Source organism: Psychrobacter aquimaris (assembly GCF_016107525.1).
GTDB classification, from domain to species: domain Bacteria; phylum Pseudomonadota; class Gammaproteobacteria; order Pseudomonadales; family Moraxellaceae; genus Psychrobacter; species Psychrobacter aquimaris.
Genome location: NZ_JABASR010000005.1, coordinates 97,863 through 115,202, shown reverse-complemented (window position 1 = coordinate 115,202; position 17,340 = coordinate 97,863). Strand labels below are relative to the sequence as shown.

The window sequence follows — 17,340 nt, the reverse complement described above, 5'->3', positions numbered from 1 at the left end:
TCTAGGCACTAATTTAGACATTAATTTTTTGCCACACATTAACCTGTGGGTGCGCAATACGGCGCATATTCGAAGGACGCCAAAACAACGCCTCACCTGGAGCCAATATAATATATCCACCTAACGCACACTGCTCTGATAGCCTTGCTAAAATATCACGTTGATCAAACTTGCGAAAATATAGCAGCATATTTTGACAGATGATGACATGCTGAAGGTGTGAAGTAGGTGGTTTTTGCTCAATAATATTGTGTAAAGCGAAGCTAACATAGCGTTGCAACGATGGCGCAATCTGCCAGTCTGTCTGATTGCTAGTCATCGCCTTTTTTATAGTAGACACCTTATAAAAGTGCGATTGACTGATATCATGCTTAGCTCGCAAGGGCTGAACGAACTGCTGGCAAGCTTCTGGAATTAACGATTGCTGCCGCTTGTCATAATGCCCTAATCGCGCTTTTGTAATGGCTTGTTGGCTGACATCTGTACCCAGTATCGTATAATTCACCAATCGTTCAGAAGCCAAACTCATCGCCAACGACCATGTCTCCTGCCCACTGGCACAACCAACACTCCAAATGCGAAATAAATCATTAGAATCATCGTTATGAACGCTATCAAGACTGGTAGCAGTAAGTTGCTGATACTGTAAGGCACATTTTGTGACAAAATCGATAGAAGGCATATGACGAAAAAAACGACTTTCGTGAATTAGTACTTTATCTAATAACTGCTGGCGTATTTCATCATTTTTTGGTAGTTGATACCACAGTTTTTCAACTGTCAATCCATGTGCTAATGCCGTATGTTCAATCGCATTTATCAACCATTGCAACTGGACATTGGGTAGAACAAAACCAATTTCTTGTTCTATATATCGTTGCCACTGCTGCACATCAAAACTGTCTACCTGCAACAAACCCTTAATCAATAAGGGTTTAGCTGCTGTAATAGGATTGCTGTCTGGTTGGGTAAAATTATTCACGTCACCTGCTATAGTCACTGCTGCAAATCATCATTATTTGCACAGTATGTTAATTAACACATTCATTTAAATACGGTCAGTCATCTAACACTTACTTGATGTTCACACTTATCATTACACACTTGCTGATAACGTTTCTTCGGTATCTAACATCTCGTTTTCTAGTAGCTCATCATCGTTTGATACTTTAAAACCAGTGACTGACTCTTGTAGTGCTGCAGCCATTTCGCTCAGCTCTCCGATAGAACGTGCTGTTGCCATCGTGCCAGAAGAGGTTTGTGAGGTGATATCTTGAATAATATTCATCGTATGAGAGATGTGACCAGCTGACTCGGCCTGCTGCAAAGCGGCGTTTGAAATGTTTTGAATCAAATCAGCCAAGGTACTAGAAACGCTCTGCACTTCTTCTAGGGCTTCACCAGCATCTTTTGCCAAACGTGCACCGCGCACAACTTCAGAGGTCGTAGATTCCATTGACATAACCGCTTCGTTGGTATCTGCCTGAATGGTTTTTACCAATGTTTCAATCTGTTTGGTAGCGTTAGCTGAACGCTCAGCAAGACGTTGAACTTCATCGGCAACAACCGCAAAGCCCCGACCAGCCTCACCTGCCATCGATGCCTGAATAGCCGCATTCAATGCCAAAACGTTGGTCTGGTCAGCAATATCATTAATCAAACCAACGATATCACCAATTTCTTGCGAAGATTCACCAAGACGCTTGATACGTTTTGAGGTCTCTTGAATCTGATCACGAATAACGTTCATACCTTCAATAGAGCGCTGTACAACTTCTGCTCCATTATGAGAGATGGCTACTGAGCGCTGGGCAACGGTCGCCGATTCTGAGGCGTTGTTCGAAACTTGGTCAATCGATACTGTCATCTCATTAATAGCCGCTGATACACCAGCAATTTCTTGTGCTTGGTGCTCAGATGCTTCAGCAAGTTCAACCGCATTCATCTGTGTTTGATCTGAAGACTGCGAAACGCGGTCAGCCGTGTTGTTGATAACCAAAACCAATTGACGTAATTGGTCAATCGCAAAGTTCACTGAGTCAGCAATTGCGCCAGTAAAATCCTCTGATACTGTGGCATTAACGGTCAAATCACCTTCTGCTAAATCACCCAATTCATCAAGTAAACGCAGAATAGCAATCTGGTTACGTTCGTTTTCTTCTTGAATTTGACGGGCTCGCTCAGATTCCGCTTCTGCTTCCTGACGACGACGCAAGGTTTCTTTTTCAATGAGTAGACGCTCTGAACCCCCACGCTGCTTCAGTAGCTGATACAGAGCAAAGAGAATACCTAATACCCCTACGACAAATATAATCGCTGGTAAAGTAACGGATTGATTAAAATCAGCCAAGTACTGACTTACTGACGATAACGAATTGACTAGCCAAATCAGGCAGGCCAAACTTATTAGCACAAAAAACCCTAACAACAATTTCCACTTGCTGTTAGCGTCCTTGCCATCCGCTGTTGTATTGGTCGTACCAGCTACAGGTTTCTTTATAACATCACTCATCGTACGTATTCCTTTCAAACAATCATCAAAGTCTCATCGTGACTGACTTTGACAATCTTATTGTTATAAAAACAACAGTGATTAGCAAAGCCTGTATGAATACTGACATCCAACCGTATCATGTCATTCGCTATTATTTCGTCATCGTTATAGCAGCCCAATCGCTGTTATCGACTGCTATCGACTGCTATCGACTGCTATCGACTGCTATCGACTGCTATATTGCAGCATCTGTATACTGCAGGTCTTGTGCAAGCAGGCTTGGCATAAAAACATACCAATCTTGCTCATTTTTAAAGAACTTACCGTGATTGTAAGGGGCAAAGGGCGAATTAGGCTCTATAGCTTCTGCACGGTATTGATCATGCGTAAATTGTTCAATCCCAATAACTTGATCGACTAGCAGTCCTGAAAAGAGATTGTCATGTTCAATGACAATGACTTTGCGTTGGCTCATTTGCGTTAAACGACTAGGAACCTGTAGAAACTGGGACAAATCGGTGATTGGCAATAGGCGTCCACGGATATTGGCGATGCCTAGCATCCAAGGCTTCACTAGAGGCAAGCTGGTATACTCTGGCATGGCCAATACTTCTGATACTTGACCCATCGGTGCAACTAACCGCTGCCCGCCAATCTCGAATACCACACCTTGCCAGTCATACTCTTGTCCACCGCGGCGACCACTTTTGCGCGCACGTGCCAAGTCTGCTAAACGCAGAAGCTCAATAAACCCTCTGGAAGCCACAATCTACTCCATTACTTTACGAATGATATTAACCAATTCATTTTCGTCAACAGGCTTGGCCATATACTCTTTAGCGCCTTGGCGCTTTCCCCAAACTCGATCGGTTTCCTGATTTTTGGTACTGATCATAATCACTGGAATATGAGCGGTGGTTTTACCTCTAGTAATTTTTCGAGTGGCCTGAAAACCGTTCATTTCAGGCATAACCACATCCATTAAAATAACATCTGGTAAGTGATCAATGGCCATCTGACACCCTTGTTCACCATTTATGGCCTCTAATACTTTAAAATTATGTCTAGCCAGCATATCGCGAAATTTCGCCATCTCAGATGGCGAGTCGTCAATGACTAAAACAGTAGTCATAGGGATTTCCTTTATTTTCGAAAATATCCATAAGGATATTTTGTTATATTATTGAGACAACCCGACTGAAAGTAGCACGCCACAAATGCATGGCAGAGTAACTCTCTTAACAGTTGCGATTAAATGTTGAGCCGTTATTAGTCATATTTTGCTAATACTAAGTCCCTTGACCGCAATGTCTAGCCCAATTTATCTGATTATATAAAGCATAGCCATGCATAAATCATACCAACTTGTAAGACGACATTTAGTGATATGTCTACAAGTGGATTTATTTATATTAGCGGTACTGGTTGATTGCCTCAAACAGCTCATCTTTACTAAACGGCTTGGTCAAATACTCATCCGAACCCACAATACGACCACGTGCTTTATCGAATAAACCATCTTTAGATGACAACATAATTACAGGTTTGTTGGCATAATCAGGGTTGTTTTTTATCAGCGCACAAGTCTGATAGCCATCCAAACGCGGCATCATGATGTCAACAAAAATAATATCTGGATTGTTATCAACAATTTTTGCTAAAGCATCAAAACCATCAATGGCAGTCACAACTTCACAACCTGCTTTTTGTAATAAAGTCTCTGCAGTACGGCGAATGGTTTTTGAATCATCAATCACCATTACTTTTAAACCATCAAAATTATTTTCCATTATCAGTGTCCTATAAACGACTATTTATTCTTAATACTATCCATCAATGCAAGACTTTAACGGTTATTTCAACTTGTCATATCATTTATTATTCGATTGATACGAGCCGCTAAATTTGCATTACCATGTGTTAGGGCAGCCAACATATCATCTGCCAGTATCGGCCTGTCAAACAGAGCGTCAACATGGGTTACTATACGCACTTTCTAATTAATAAGCTTACTAAATTGCACCAAATATCTGGCTTTTTAGACGACTTATTTTGCCTTTATTATCGCCTACTGAAACCGTATTTGCTTTAAAGCAGTTTAACTCACCTTTTATTGGTTATTACCATTACTATAAAAGATGACAAGCCCCAAGTAGAAAAACCATCAACCTTATGATATTTCTGCATTATATAGAAACGATAGACACATTGCTGAATAATTTTATTTTGTAATAAAAATGTATCATTGTATTTTGTTATGTTTGTTTTAGCACAGTTATCGACTATTTTCCAGTCATGACTGAGCCAATATTCGAACTGGTCAGTAATATAAAAATTTGTTCAGACTTGCTGTCGCTACTAGCGTATCTAACCACTGGGTTTAACAGCCTTATTGTCACCTGTTCATTAAGTTTTCTGCAATTATTTCACCCAGTTGCAATTCACTATATAATAAAGCGATGATTACTATGGTGACTGCTATGACAGCTTCTAAACTTTTAAAAAATAGCACCTATCTACTGAGTGCTTTGCTTCTTGCTGCCTGTCAGCCATCGCCGCCTACCAATGAATCTGTGACAGATAACAACAGTGAAACTGTAAATAGCCCAATTGTCATTACTGACGATAGTGTGACCATGACGCCAGATCATATATTGAGTATAAAACCTTCACGTTATCAGCCCAGTCTCGGCTTACAAGGTAAGATTGAGCCTATTAAACAGACTAAGCTTATCGCTGCCCACCCTATTAAAGTCGAAGAAGTACTGGTTACTGAGGGTCAATGGGTAGAAAAAGATACGCCATTGCTCATTGTTCGACGTGTGCAGGCAGAGAGCAAAGCAGCAGATGTATCCAACCCAACCAAGGCACAATCTTCGGAATCAAACAACGTTGCACCAGATTCTGAAAGAGCTAACGATGCTATTGATGTAAAGCAAACACGCTCACAAGATACAGACACCGCGTCTAAACCTAGTCAGCCTACAGCAGAAAATAGCGCAACAACCGCGAAGAACATCCCAAGTGCTGACAAAAAAGATTCAGTAGCAAACGTAGCTGTGAGCAACCCTAAAAACAATGATAAAACTAGCGCTGATAGCACGACGAATTCAAAGCCTCAGCACAATCAGTATAACTTGGTCACTGTGCGTGCCAGTTTTTCAGGTCGCGTAAAAAACTTATATGCCAAAACAGGTCAAAAAGTAGAAGCGCGCACGCCTTTATTACAGCTTAGTGATGAGACTAAATTACACTTTATCGCCACCTTACCTATTCAAGCAGAACCGCAACTTTCAGTTGGCCAGACTGTCAATTTTACAGTTGAAGGTATGTCGGACAAATTTACGGGACAAGTCAGTAAGCTGACAGCGACCAGCCAGCCGAAGAAGCTGTTGGTCTATGTTAATGTCATTGATAATGAAGTAAGTCAAGACAAATTATTGCCAGATATGAAAGTCACGGGGCGGGTTAATTATGGGCAAATAGATGTGGGTACTATCGTACCTAAGCGCGCGCTGCACGATGTCGACTTGACAGAATTACAAACGTCACCATATAAACCTCTTAGACCTTTAACTGCTAACGTTTGGATTATTGGCCAAGATCAGCGTCTGATACGTCAGCCTATTGAAGTAATCGAATATGACCCTATCACAAAGCAGTATTTAATCGCAGGTATTAGCAACGACAGTTTAATTTGTTTGGCTGATTTACCGATTGATTCTAAAGGTAAAAAAGTCAGTGTCTCATAGCTATGAATGCTGACAGTTACATTGTGTAGAAACATTAACAAAGCCTCTCTTGTTTTGTAACTGCTAAATTAGGCAATATGGCCGTATGATATATAGCATTAACCGAGTATTCTGAATTGTTTGTATTACTTGAATAATTCAATTATTTTGAAAGTTTGAGAAATCTTAGAAAGTTTGAGAGCCTAGAGGCTTAATCGTTTAAATGTTCGAGTTCCTAAAGTCATCGATGTATTTATCGTGATACAGAACATCAAAGCAGATGACACGTTTGGCCACTCATAACAACAACTAGAGGATAACCCATGAGCAAGCAGATTTTATTAATTGAAGATGATCCTGATCTAGCTGAATTAATCAGCGATTACCTGACCATGAATTATTACGACGTCCATCATGCCGGTCTAGGTCAAGAAGGGCTTGATCTATTGGATACCAAAGAGCGGGATATTGATTTGGTCGTGCTCGACTTGATGCTACCTGATATGGACGGTATGCAAGTCTGTCAAAAAATTCGCGGCAACAAAAACAACATGACCAACAAAGTACCTATTATCATGTTGACAGCAAAAGGGGATACGACGGATCGCGTTCTAGGTCTTGAGATGGGTGCTGATGATTATATCGCTAAGCCTTTCGAACCGCGTGAACTTCTTGCCCGCATCCGCGCGGTTATTCGTCGCCATGAGCAACCCAATCAAGCAGACAGCCAATCTGACAGCTTGACCTTTGGTCGCCTAAGTGTGTTCCCTGACAGTCATGAAGTGACCATCGATGATGAGCCTGTCCGTTTAACGACACATCAGTTCCAATTATTGCATTATTTTGCCACTCATTCTGGTAAAGTACTGAATCGCGAGCAACTATGGCAAGCCATGCCCAATGATGACAGCTCAGACAACATTGATCGTGCCATTGATGTTCATATCTCGCGTCTGCGTGCTTTAATCGAAGACAATCCACGCCAGCCAAAGCGTATTATTACAGTACGCGGTGTCGGTTATCAATTTGCCACTGATCAGGTTTGATCATAAAAAACAGCCAAACAATCGAGAAAAACCATATTTTTGATTTTTTGATTCAAATTAAAAGTATGATTCGATATAAAGGGCTGATAGTAGAGATGTTTTAATGCAACATTTGGGTTTTCGTTCGGTATTTGCTAAGTTATTTGCCAGTGTCATGCTGGCACTTATCTTATTTGCAGTGGCGATGGTGCTCTTGACGCAACTTGTGCACGATAAAGATGCAAGTATTCGATCAGAAGTATTGGCCACACAGATTCTAGGACAAATAGACCCATTTTTGCATGAGCTGAATATCTCTGTTAGCAAGGACAACCGTCTACAATCACGTTTTATGCTAGCAGTGGTCAAAAAGAGCTTTGATATCTTTGATGAATCATTGCAAGCAAAGATGGGCTTGTATGACAGCGAAGGTCGATTGCTGATGCAAACCGACAACAGCGATTTGCCGTTGGAGTTACCCGCACCGCCCTCTTTATTTTCACGCGTTTTTCCTTCTTTAGCAGATACCTCTCCTACCAAGCAAGTTCAGGTTGATAGTAACACGGGCTATACGCTGTTATATGAATCACGCTTACCGCCTAAAAAACCAGTACTCTCTTCTGCACTGAATTTATTTACCGGCACACTACTACTGTTACTTATTATGGCAGGCGTTCTATGGTGGATCGCTCGTACCATCACTTGGCGTATCAATCAGATGAGCCAGCAGATGGCGCAATTGGGTGATGGCGATTTTACAGTACGGGTGAACGCTCGGGGTAACGATGAGATTGCCTCACTAGCGCGGGGATTTAACCAAGCAGCACAAAAAATTGAACACCTTATCGATGCCAATAACCTGCTCTTAGCACATGCTTCTCATGAGCTACGTACACCCATTACTCGTATTCGCTTACAGATTGAGATGATGGATATGCTCGCAGAGGGGCTACCACCTGATACCAAAGCAAAATTCGATAAACGCGCGCAAGCGATTAACCGTGATTTGTCAGGGCTCAACGATTTGGTAGAAAGTATCTTATTGGTTAGTCGTTTAGACGCCGGCCATGCCTTGCAGCAAGTTGAAAGCTTAGACTTGTACGATCTGGTGAATCAAGAACGGCAACATTATCCTGAAGCCACTCTGATTGGTGAGCACATTATGATCGACGGTCAGTCATCGATGTTGACCCATTTGATTCGCAACTTGTTAACCAATGCCATGCTACATGGTAAGCCACCCGTGACGGTACTATTGTATGGTGTGCAAGCTATTGATGAAGCAGATACCATCCCTGATTACCTGCTTCAAACGATAGTTTGCAGTAGCTTTGCTGATTATAATAGCTCTGATTTTGACTCCTATCACGAACCAATCGATGTCAATGAAAACGATACGCATAGTCATACGCAGTTAAATGACTCTTCTCATATTACTGATAAAGTTAAATCTGAAGCACCGGATACTATCACGGTGTTGCCAGCACCACCGATATATAGAAACGGAGAAAATATTGCGGTTGATCGTGATATCAATGCCGATACCGATGCCGATGTGAACATAGAGACGAAAATCGATAAGGCTGATATTCATAATACCAACAGCGACACTGATTCTATTGAAGCCCACGCGACCTTAATAGAATCTACTGATGCGGATAGTATTCAAACTGACTCAAGCACTGCGACAAACTTAGTCCACCGTGACGATACAGCTGGAAGCACGAGTGAATCTTCATTGATTGCTAATTATCATAACTTTACTAATGATTTGACTGACAAAATTAAAAAGGTCATTTGGAAAGCAGTTCCTGAAACTGAAGAGCCGTCTGGAGTTATTACTAGTCACGCTGATAGTGCTGCCATCAATGATGCAACTCCTAAGTCTAAGGATGTAGTGATAAGTAAAAGCGGCAGTACACGCGACAATGGTGATGCTCAGAATAACACTCAAAACCATACAGAAGTGCTCAGTACACCGCGTAAAGAAGGCTTGTTTGCCAAGCATCTAAAAAAAGCCAAAACCGACCCTATACGCCCATTACCGAAGTATGCGGTATTGGCAGTGATTGATGAAGGTACGGGTATTCCGGAAGACAAACGTGAAGAAGTATTTAGCCCATTTGTGCGTTTGCAACAAAAAAATAAAGGCTCTGGACTGGGCTTATCCCTAGTATCACAAATCGTTACCGCACACCAAGGGCGCATCATTACTGATACGTTGAATGGACATACCAGATTTTTAGTTATCATACCAGTCAAGCACGACCCACATTATCACCAGCATGATTAGTCAGCGATACCATAAGATGCTATAAATAGACACTTTATCTTACGCGATCATCGCGACTCACATTCTACAAAGCCCCTCTTACTAATAGCTATTAATCATAAGCCTGTCACGGATGTTCATATCCAAAGTGCTCGATAATATGCTATATTAGCGCCCCTTATTATAGGGTTATTAACGGTTGTTTCTTAATTGGCTTCTTACATTGTTATAGAGGCCGAACAGCACGTTTGTGACTATTAAAAAAATTATTGAATTTTGAGCCCTCCATGAATGACATGATTGTCTTAAACAATGTGACCAAGAGTTTTTTAAGCGACCGATCAATCAAAGACAAAGATGGCAAACCACATTGGTTTACTGCCGTTGAACCGACCTCGTTATCTGTCCAGCAAGGCGAAATCTTCGGCCTAATGGGATACTCGGGTGCGGGTAAGTCGACTTTGCTACGCCTAATCAATATGCTTGAGCGTCCGGATGCTGGTCAAGTCATCGTCGATGGCACTGACTTGACCACTTTGTCTGCCAGTGAGTTGCGTATCGCTCGGCATAATATTGGTATGATTTTTCAGCAATTTAATCTAATGTCCAATCGTACTGTTTTTGACAACGTGGCTTTTAATCTAACCGTTTCAGGATATCCGAGCCGCGATATTCATAAACGAGTCATGGATTGCTTAGAGATTGTTGACCTAACAGACCGCGCTGGTCACTACCCTGCGCAGCTGTCAGGTGGACAAAAACAGCGCGTTGGTATTGCCCGAGCGATTGCCCCCAGTCCCAAAGTATTATTGGCTGATGAGCCGACCAGTGCGCTTGATCCTGCGACGACCCGCAGCTTGTTGACTTGTCTACGTGATATCAACGAACAACTTGGCGTTACCATTGTGATTGTGACTCATGAGATGAGTGTCATCCGTAGACTGTGTGATCGCGCGGCATTACTACATCAAGGTCAGCTTTTGGAAGTTGCAGATGTGAGAGACGGTCTGATTCAAGCGACCACCCCGATTGGCAAAGGCTTAGTGCACGAAGACTAATGAGGCAGGAGAAATAAATATGTTAACTGGTAGTGAATTATCCGCCTCGATAGACAAGCTGTTTGCCCTGCGCAAAGAGATTGTGAATGCGTTTATTGATACATTTATTATGCTTGGCATCTCAACGACGGTGGCCATTGTCATCGGCGGGTTGTTTGGCGTGTTTTTATTTTTATCCAGTGATCGACAGTTTTTGCAAAATAAAACATTGTATGGCGTGCTTGGTGGTATCACCAATTTTATGCGCGCTTTCCCATTTGTCATTTTGATGATTGCCATGAGTCCATTTACTAAGGCTATCGTTGGCACGGGTATTGGACCGATTGCGGCGTCGTTAGTACTGGCCATTGCAGGTTCGTTTTATTTTGCCCGTTTGGTTGAGCAAAACTTACGCGAAGTGCCACGTGGCATCATTGAGGCGACCGAATCTATGGGCGCACGTCCACTGACCATCATTAAAGTTTTACTCAATGAAGCACGCTCAGGGCTGGTATTGTCCGTGACGATTCTCTGTATCAGTCTGCTCTCTTATTCAGCGGCGGCGGGCATGATAGGTGGCGGTGGTCTGGGTGATTTAGCCATTCGTTATGGCTACTATCGTTATCAAACGGAAGTGATGATTTTTATCGTTATTGTCCTATCGATAATGGTCGTCTCCATTCAAGCGTCCGGTAATTGGTTGGCTAATCGTTTGGATAAACGATAGAAAAAAAAGACTTAGACAGAGTCAAGCAGTGCTAATATGAATAATACTCAAGGTTTAATGCCGATTCATCCTAAGCAAAATGCTTGACTTTGTTACTGAGACCCTTTAATTTTGATACTAACTTAACAGTCGTTAACTTAGCAGCATTACTATCCCTAATGTTGCTTTTTTAATGGCCAGCATTTGCCCTACATCCAATCCCTCTTATTAAGGAAGCTCCATGAAATTAACAGATATCAGCCGTCAGTTAGCGACTGCATTTGCTGCTGTTGGCGTATCAAGCCTAGTCTTGGTTGGTTGCAACAACTCATCAGCACCGGAAGCGACTAAAGAGCCTGTTACTGAAGGCTCAACAGCAGAAACTGCCGCTAGCGATATCGATCCTGAGCATACCAAAATCGTCATCGGTACCACCGAAGGTGACTTCGCCGATATGGTACGTAACCAAGTGAAAAGCTCACTGGAAGCGCAAGGTTACGAAGTTGAGCTGGTTGCTTTTACTGACTATGTACGCCCAAACCTTGCCTTGGCTGAAGGTGATTTGGACATAAACATCTTCCAGCATAAGCCTTATCTTGATACCTTCAAAAAAGAAAACAATCTTGATTTAGTGGAAGTTTTCCAAGTACCTACTGCCCCACTTGGCATTTACTCAGGTAAAAAGACCACGCTTGATGATGTCTATAAAGGCATGAGAGTTTCTGCACCAAATGATCCAAGTAACTTTGCCCGTGCGCTCGTGATGATGGATGATCTTGGCTGGATCACGCTAAAAGACAATATTGACCCACTAACTGCATCAAAAACTGACATCGCTGATAACAGCAAATATGACATTGAAATCATTGAGTTAGAAGCTGCTCAATTGCCACGTGCTCGTGATGAAGTCGACTTTGCCGTTATCAATGGCAACTATGCCACGGATGCTGGCATCAAGCTGACTGAAGCGCTATTCCAAGAGCCTAGCTTTGCTTATGTCAACTGGTCAGCCATCAAATCAGCAGATGCTGGCAAAAAGTGGGTCGAAGATGTGACCAATGCTTATAACTCAGAAGCCTTTAAAAAGTATGCTCATGAAACTTTCCCAGGCTATAAGTACCCCAAAATTTGGGGCTCTGATCACAGTGCCCACACGGATACCGCTGCAGAACCTGCACCTGTAGAAACTGCTGCTCAATAAGGTCTTCAACCGAAAACACCTAAATATAGGCATCGTCCTGACTGTAAACGCCCATTGCTGAATCGTAATGGGCGTTTTTTATGGACTCGATTTTACGATTTCTGTTTTTTAACTGCACTCTTCTGTCTATCAGTTACGAAAAATGACGTTACAGCCTGTTTGTCCTTTGTAGGAAAGCGTCACTTGCCCTTTCACTTACCGCCACTTTTTTCTATAGTGGGTAACTTAAATAGAGATCGTGAACAGAGTATTGATGATTCGACACTCTATAAATTAATCCAATAAATGAACCCATAAATAACAAGGATAATAAGATGCGTGCTAAAACTTATAATATTCGTACCGCTGGACAAGCAAATATTCCTGTACTAGGACTTGGCACATGGCAATCAACCGGTCAAGACTGTGTCGATGTCGTCAGTCAAGCATTGAAAATGGGCTACGAACATATCGATACTGCTCAAGCTTATGGTAATGAAAAAGAAGTTGGTCAAGGTATCAAACAATCAGGAGTATCTCGTGATAAATTCTTTTTGACCACAAAGATTTTTCCTGATGATATGAAGTTTGAGCCAGAAAAACTGGTTGCAGCAGCTAAACGCTCTCTAGAAGATTTGGATACAGATTACGTTGATTTACTACTACTCCACTGGCCGGATGATCGTGTGCCGTTATCTGAGACTATTCCCGCATTGTGTGAGCTACAAAAACAAGGTTTGACACGCCATATCGGGGTGTCAAACTTTAATATTGCCAATATCATTGAAGCTGAAAAATATGCTGACGTGCCGATTGTGGTCAATCAAGTTGAGTTTCATCCTTTTATTAAGCAAAAAACCTTGCAGACTTTTTTGAACAATCACCACATTCTACTAGAAGCTTATTCGCCGCTTGCACGCGGTGATGTGTTCGACAATGACATCATTAAAGAAATAGCCGATAAACATAATGTCACGCCAGCACAGATATCATTGGCTTGGATTCTGTCAGACAAGTACCGTATTGCTATCCCAAAGACCGCCAATCCTGATCATTTGCAAGGCAACTTAGATGCTATAAAAGTACAATTAAGTTCGGATGATATTGAGAAAATCAGCAGCTTAGCACGTGCTGATGGGCGCAAAATTAAGCATCCAGATTACTCGCCTGAGTGGGACGACTAAATGCTTGTAAAGAACTACCAAAACTTACTAGTACCAAAATTCGTGTAAAAAAAGAGCCGCTAATATATTATTAGCGGCTCTTTTACTATTATATAAACTATATAATTACTGCTGTAAGGTATCCGTCTCATGCAACTTTTCAGCAGGATTGTATTGCTCAGAAGGAGGCACTATACCGCTACGGTTGTTTTCTTTCATCGATTTGGCCACTTCTGGCGGCATGTAGTTTTCATCATGCTTCGCCAATACTTCTCCAGCGACAAAAGTATCACCCTGCATCTTACCTGTAGCAACGACACCTGAGTTTTCAGCAAATAAATCTGGCAAGATACCTTGATAAGTCACTGGTACTGTCGATTGAAAATCAGTAATGGCAAACTCAACGTTTAATGGATTGTCTTCTGCGCGCTGGACACTACCCGCAACGACCATACCGCCTGCTCGAATACGCTTATCTTGTGGTGCTTCACCTTGCGCAATCGCGGTAGCATCAAAGTAGTAATCGGTCTGTTGCCCAATGGCATAAATAACCAATACCACGGCTATCGCCGCCCCTGCAAGCGTAAACATAACCCACATCAGTTTTTTGCGACGAACTGCGTTCATACCACTACCTCATTGATGAGTCACTGTTTTATAAACTATAGTCAATGCCATATAAATATATAAAACAGAAAATATTAAAGAAACTACCATTAGAAAAACGTTCTAAAAATGTCTTTCTAATCGTACTCTTCTAATGGCTATATGGTAGCATTTTTCGGACAAATCAATAAGCCCTATAACCTATGTGGAAGTCACCTCTTTATCAGGTGCTAAGTTGCAGATTGAGTGGCTAAAAATTAGCGGCTAACGCTAGAATATTAGGACGAGCCTGCTAATTTGACTGCTTAGTGACAGGCATCGTTGTTTTAGCCGTGCGCTGTGCTTGGCGTGCTTGCTGAATGGTCAGCTGCTTAATAAGAGCTTGTCGCTGCCTGCGACTATAAACAATAAAAGCCAGCATCATGCCAACAGTAATTGCCCAGCATGACCAAACAAACACACCATGCTTACCCATGGCGAGAAACTCAGATACGCTATAAAAGTAAGGCTGCATAATATTTTCCTAGCCGTGATTTGTTTTGGCGACAGTCATTACAGTCATTTGGCTTGCCCGCGAATATATTCTTTGACCCACGCTTTACCTTGATCACGATACAAGATAAGGGTATTGGTACGATAAATCGCTAATGTTGCCACTAATAAATAACTACCAATAATCATCAGTAGTAATGGCATCCACATATCTGCGGACATTTTGGGTGCGGCGGTTAAAGTAAAGGTCGAGCCTTGATGCAAGGTGTTCCACCACTGTACCGAATACTTGATAATGGGCAGATTTACTGCACCAACAATAGACAAAATGGCGGCGGCTTTACCACGATTGGCAGTGTGCTCAAACGCGGCAAATAACGCCATCACGCCCGCATACAAAAACGCCAAAATAAGCATAGATGTCAAACGTGCATCCCAAACCCAGTAAGTACCCCAAGTGGGTTTTGCCCAGATGGAGCCTGTGATTAAGCTAATCACGCAAAGCAAAAAACCCATGGGAGCAAGCGCCTGCGCCACTAAGCTAGCCGTTTTTATTTTCCAAACCAAGTAAATGACCCCAAGCACTGCTAAGGCAAAATAGATGGAAATGGCGATACTGGCAGCGGGTACATGGATAAAGATAATGCGGTAGCTATTACCTTGCAGATAATCAGGCGGCGCAAAAGCGAGACCCCAAACACTACCGATCAGCAGGCAGATACTGGCTAATATTGCTAGCCACTTGACCCAAGGCGAAAAAATGTGAAAAAACTGCTTGGTACCCACAGTGGTCAAAAAGCCCTGCCAGATGCGCTGCCACAGGCTAGGAGATGAGACATTATTCAGGTTGGGCATGGGAATAAACCTATTGGCACAGCGTATTGGTTGTAACCGATATAGCGCATCATGGGCGCGACTACCTGCCAACCTGCTGGCATTAAACACTGGATAGAATCTACAAGTGATTGTTTGCTTAGTTAGCTGACTATTATAGCAAAATTGCCAGTTTTCAACATGCTGTTAATACAAAGGTTTTTTATAAGGATTTTTAGCACAGACTCTTAATACAGGTTACTGTATACAACTTATGTCGTTTTTAATTCAGCCACGCCATTTTTAACGTCATGGCAATCACCCATGGCATCACCAAAACCGAGATAATACTACCTGCTAATAATAAAGCCAGTATCGGTAAGCCATTGAGACCAGTAGCAAATAAATCAACTGCTCCTGTGGCAAAAATCAACACCGGCAACTGCATCGGCAAAGCAATCAAAGGCACTAACACCGCACCATTCTTCAATGACAGCGTCAAACTACTCGCGACCGCTGACAGCATCAATAACATAGGACTGCCCGTCACAATAGACGCCATCAATATCCACGCCTCAAACCAACTAAGCTGAAACAGAGGCACGGCTAGCAAACTAAGCGCTGCCACAATACCACTACTAAAAATCCAATGGATAACCAAACGAATCAACACCCATAAGGGCAATGACGCTTTGGCGACGACCAATTGCGCCAGCGTGCCATTATCAAGGGCAGGCTTAAACAAACCATCGACACCCATGACCAGTGACAACAGAGCGGCTATCCACACCGCCGACACGCCAAGGCGTTGCAATAGCGCAGGCTCGCTACCCACTGCTAGCGGAAACAAGGTGATAATGACTAAAAACAGTACCAAAGGGTATAACCATTGTACCGCCCCTTGCTGCTTCACTTGCCACTCGCGCCGCCATAGCTGCATAAAGCTGATACCGCGCATCGCAGCTAAGTTAGCATTTGAGCTTTTATTCACTGTTTGTACTGGACTGTCTATTTCTATCATTTATCGGCTCTTCCACGGATGCTTGTCACACTCATACTGATAGTATTCAAACCATATAATCGGACAAATCGAGCACTTGATTGGCAACACCAACTGCCTGATGACTGGTCATTAATATAGCGCCGCCAGCATTGGCAAAATCGCACAATCTGTCTTCCATCCGCGCCACCATATCGACATCAAGGGCAGTAAAAGGCTCATCAAGTAGCCATAATGGTGTCACTTCAGGGGTTAATAAATATAACCTTGCAAGGGTGATACGGCGGGTTTGTCCAGCAGATAAATGGCTTGAGCTAATCGTCTCAAAGCCTTGTAATCCTACCCAAGCTAAGGCGTCATCAATATCAGCAACACTTGGGCTGATGCCGTATAAATTCAGCAAAAAGGTCAGGTTTTGCGCGACCGTCAGATTTGGATGTATACCCAACTGGTGTGACACATACAAAGGCTGAACCGGTAAACTTGCCAATCCTTCATAATAAACCTCACCGCTTAACACTGGCAATAACCCAGCCAGCTGCATCAGCAGAGTGGTCTTACCTGTTCCATTGGCACCCACTAGATGGCAAATGCTACCAGCTGCTAGATTGAGTACAACTCCTTCACATAGAGGGGTTTCGCCGCGCTGAACGGTCAGCTCATCAAGCGCAAGTAAGGCGGTATTCAGAGCTGTCATCAAAACCTCTTATTATTTATTAAGCAGCAGTCAATATTCATCACAAACACAGATGACGTTCATGGCATAATACTTTATGCTTACCCCACCCACACAGTATAACAAATTGTCGATTATTATGACC

General features: G+C 42.5%; 16 protein-coding genes and 1 pseudogene. 7 read left to right on the top strand and 10 right to left on the bottom strand.

Annotated features, from left to right (window positions below; genetic code table 11):
• Positions 1-13: 13 nt before the first annotated feature.
• The 5 genes and pseudogenes from JFC10_RS06090 to pilG all read right to left on the bottom strand — a co-directional run bounded on the left by JFC10_RS06090 (position 14) and on the right by pilG (position 4,284).
• Positions 14-982: a CheR family methyltransferase gene (locus tag JFC10_RS06090; RefSeq protein ID WP_198332114.1), complete on the bottom strand. Its 969-nt coding sequence runs from the start codon at positions 980-982 to the stop codon at positions 14-16.
• Between the two features lie 114 nt (positions 983-1,096).
• Positions 1,097-2,377 (bottom strand): annotated as a pseudogene (locus tag JFC10_RS06085) (methyl-accepting chemotaxis protein); the annotation flags it as partial.
• A gap of 352 nt (positions 2,378-2,729) precedes the next feature.
• A complete protein-coding gene (locus tag JFC10_RS06080) occupies positions 2,730-3,260 on the bottom strand; it encodes a chemotaxis protein CheW (protein WP_055124771.1) in 531 nt (176 codons plus the stop codon).
• A 3-nt stretch (positions 3,261-3,263) separates the two neighbouring features.
• Positions 3,264-3,626, bottom strand: coding sequence for a response regulator (locus JFC10_RS06075; RefSeq protein WP_193013378.1), 363 nt, complete (start codon positions 3,624-3,626; stop codon positions 3,264-3,266).
• 280 nt (positions 3,627-3,906) lie between these two features.
• On the bottom strand, positions 3,907-4,284 hold the full coding sequence (gene pilG / locus JFC10_RS06070) for a twitching motility response regulator PilG (protein ID WP_021813722.1): 378 nt from the start codon (positions 4,282-4,284) through the stop codon (positions 3,907-3,909).
• A gap of 690 nt (positions 4,285-4,974) precedes the next feature.
• On the opposite strand from pilG, the gene JFC10_RS06065 reads away from it, so the two are divergent.
• The 7 genes from JFC10_RS06065 to JFC10_RS06035 all read left to right on the top strand — a co-directional run bounded on the left by JFC10_RS06065 (position 4,975) and on the right by JFC10_RS06035 (position 13,629).
• Positions 4,975-6,246 carry an efflux RND transporter periplasmic adaptor subunit gene (locus JFC10_RS06065; protein WP_227685947.1) on the top strand — a complete coding sequence of 424 codons (1,272 nt, stop codon included), beginning with the start codon at positions 4,975-4,977 and terminating at the stop codon, positions 6,244-6,246.
• 302 nt (positions 6,247-6,548) lie between these two features.
• Positions 6,549-7,271 (top strand): response regulator transcription factor, encoded by a 723-nt coding sequence (locus JFC10_RS06060; RefSeq protein ID WP_058025471.1) that lies wholly within the window; start codon positions 6,549-6,551, stop codon positions 7,269-7,271.
• Positions 7,272-7,374: 103 nt separating this feature from the next.
• Positions 7,375-9,543, top strand: a complete 2,169-nt coding sequence (locus JFC10_RS06055) for an ATP-binding protein (RefSeq protein WP_198332112.1) — start codon at positions 7,375-7,377, stop codon at positions 9,541-9,543.
• 266 nt (positions 9,544-9,809) lie between these two features.
• On the top strand, positions 9,810-10,580 hold the full coding sequence (locus tag JFC10_RS06050) for a methionine ABC transporter ATP-binding protein (protein WP_055124775.1): 771 nt from the start codon (positions 9,810-9,812) through the stop codon (positions 10,578-10,580).
• Positions 10,581-10,599: 19 nt separating this feature from the next.
• On the top strand, positions 10,600-11,286 hold the full coding sequence (locus JFC10_RS06045; protein WP_193013381.1) for a methionine ABC transporter permease: 687 nt from the start codon (positions 10,600-10,602) through the stop codon (positions 11,284-11,286).
• Positions 11,287-11,506: 220 nt separating this feature from the next.
• Entirely contained in the window at positions 11,507-12,466 is a 960-nt protein-coding gene (locus JFC10_RS06040) for a MetQ/NlpA family ABC transporter substrate-binding protein (protein WP_198332111.1), read from the top strand.
• Between the two features lie 314 nt (positions 12,467-12,780).
• Entirely contained in the window at positions 12,781-13,629 is an 849-nt protein-coding gene (locus JFC10_RS06035; RefSeq protein ID WP_198332110.1) for an aldo/keto reductase, read from the top strand.
• Between the two features lie 105 nt (positions 13,630-13,734).
• On the opposite strand, the gene ccmE is transcribed toward JFC10_RS06035, so the two are convergent.
• From ccmE to ccmA, 5 genes are all read right to left on the bottom strand, one after another.
• The gene (gene ccmE / locus JFC10_RS06030; protein WP_193013384.1) at positions 13,735-14,235 is read right to left on the bottom strand and encodes a cytochrome c maturation protein CcmE; all 501 of its coding nucleotides are present in this window, start codon (positions 14,233-14,235) and stop codon (positions 13,735-13,737) included.
• A 271-nt stretch (positions 14,236-14,506) separates the two neighbouring features.
• Positions 14,507-14,728, bottom strand: a complete 222-nt coding sequence (ccmD, locus tag JFC10_RS06025; protein ID WP_198332109.1) for a heme exporter protein CcmD — start codon at positions 14,726-14,728, stop codon at positions 14,507-14,509.
• A gap of 44 nt (positions 14,729-14,772) precedes the next feature.
• Positions 14,773-15,561, bottom strand: a complete 789-nt coding sequence (ccmC, locus tag JFC10_RS06020) for a heme ABC transporter permease CcmC (protein ID WP_193013386.1) — start codon at positions 15,559-15,561, stop codon at positions 14,773-14,775.
• A gap of 241 nt (positions 15,562-15,802) precedes the next feature.
• Positions 15,803-16,477, bottom strand: coding sequence for a heme exporter protein CcmB (locus JFC10_RS06015; protein ID WP_198332177.1), 675 nt, complete (start codon positions 16,475-16,477; stop codon positions 15,803-15,805).
• Positions 16,478-16,586: 109 nt separating this feature from the next.
• Complete coding sequence (gene ccmA / locus JFC10_RS06010; protein WP_198332108.1) at positions 16,587-17,216, bottom strand: heme ABC exporter ATP-binding protein CcmA; 630 nt, start codon at positions 17,214-17,216, stop codon at positions 16,587-16,589.
• Between the last annotated feature and the right edge of the window lie 124 nt (positions 17,217-17,340).

What these genes read in the sequence shown, in the direction of transcription:
- pilG (WP_021813722.1), bottom strand. Translation starts at nt 4,284, where the DNA reads ATGGAAAATAATTTTGATGGTTTAAAAGTAATGGTGATTGATGATTCA.
- ccmA (WP_198332108.1), bottom strand. Translation starts at nt 17,216, where the DNA reads ATGACAGCTCTGAATACCGCCTTACTTGCGCTTGATGAGCTGACCGTT.
- JFC10_RS06015 (WP_198332177.1), bottom strand. Translation starts at nt 16,477, where the DNA reads ATGCGCGGTATCAGCTTTATGCAGCTATGGCGGCGCGAGTGGCAAGTG.
- JFC10_RS06050 (WP_055124775.1), top strand. Translation starts at nt 9,810, where the DNA reads ATGAATGACATGATTGTCTTAAACAATGTGACCAAGAGTTTTTTAAGC.
- JFC10_RS06060 (WP_058025471.1), top strand. Translation starts at nt 6,549, where the DNA reads ATGAGCAAGCAGATTTTATTAATTGAAGATGATCCTGATCTAGCTGAA.
- ccmD (WP_198332109.1), bottom strand. Translation starts at nt 14,728, where the DNA reads ATGCAGCCTTACTTTTATAGCGTATCTGAGTTTCTCGCCATGGGTAAG.
- JFC10_RS06035 (WP_198332110.1), top strand. Translation starts at nt 12,781, where the DNA reads ATGCGTGCTAAAACTTATAATATTCGTACCGCTGGACAAGCAAATATT.
- JFC10_RS06045 (WP_193013381.1), top strand. Translation starts at nt 10,600, where the DNA reads ATGTTAACTGGTAGTGAATTATCCGCCTCGATAGACAAGCTGTTTGCC.
- JFC10_RS06055 (WP_198332112.1), top strand. Translation starts at nt 7,375, where the DNA reads ATGCAACATTTGGGTTTTCGTTCGGTATTTGCTAAGTTATTTGCCAGT.
- JFC10_RS06065 (WP_227685947.1), top strand. Translation starts at nt 4,975, where the DNA reads ATGACAGCTTCTAAACTTTTAAAAAATAGCACCTATCTACTGAGTGCT.
- ccmC (WP_193013386.1), bottom strand. Translation starts at nt 15,561, where the DNA reads ATGCCCAACCTGAATAATGTCTCATCTCCTAGCCTGTGGCAGCGCATC.
- ccmE (WP_193013384.1), bottom strand. Translation starts at nt 14,235, where the DNA reads ATGAACGCAGTTCGTCGCAAAAAACTGATGTGGGTTATGTTTACGCTT.
- JFC10_RS06040 (WP_198332111.1), top strand. Translation starts at nt 11,507, where the DNA reads ATGAAATTAACAGATATCAGCCGTCAGTTAGCGACTGCATTTGCTGCT.
- JFC10_RS06075 (WP_193013378.1), bottom strand. Translation starts at nt 3,626, where the DNA reads ATGACTACTGTTTTAGTCATTGACGACTCGCCATCTGAGATGGCGAAA.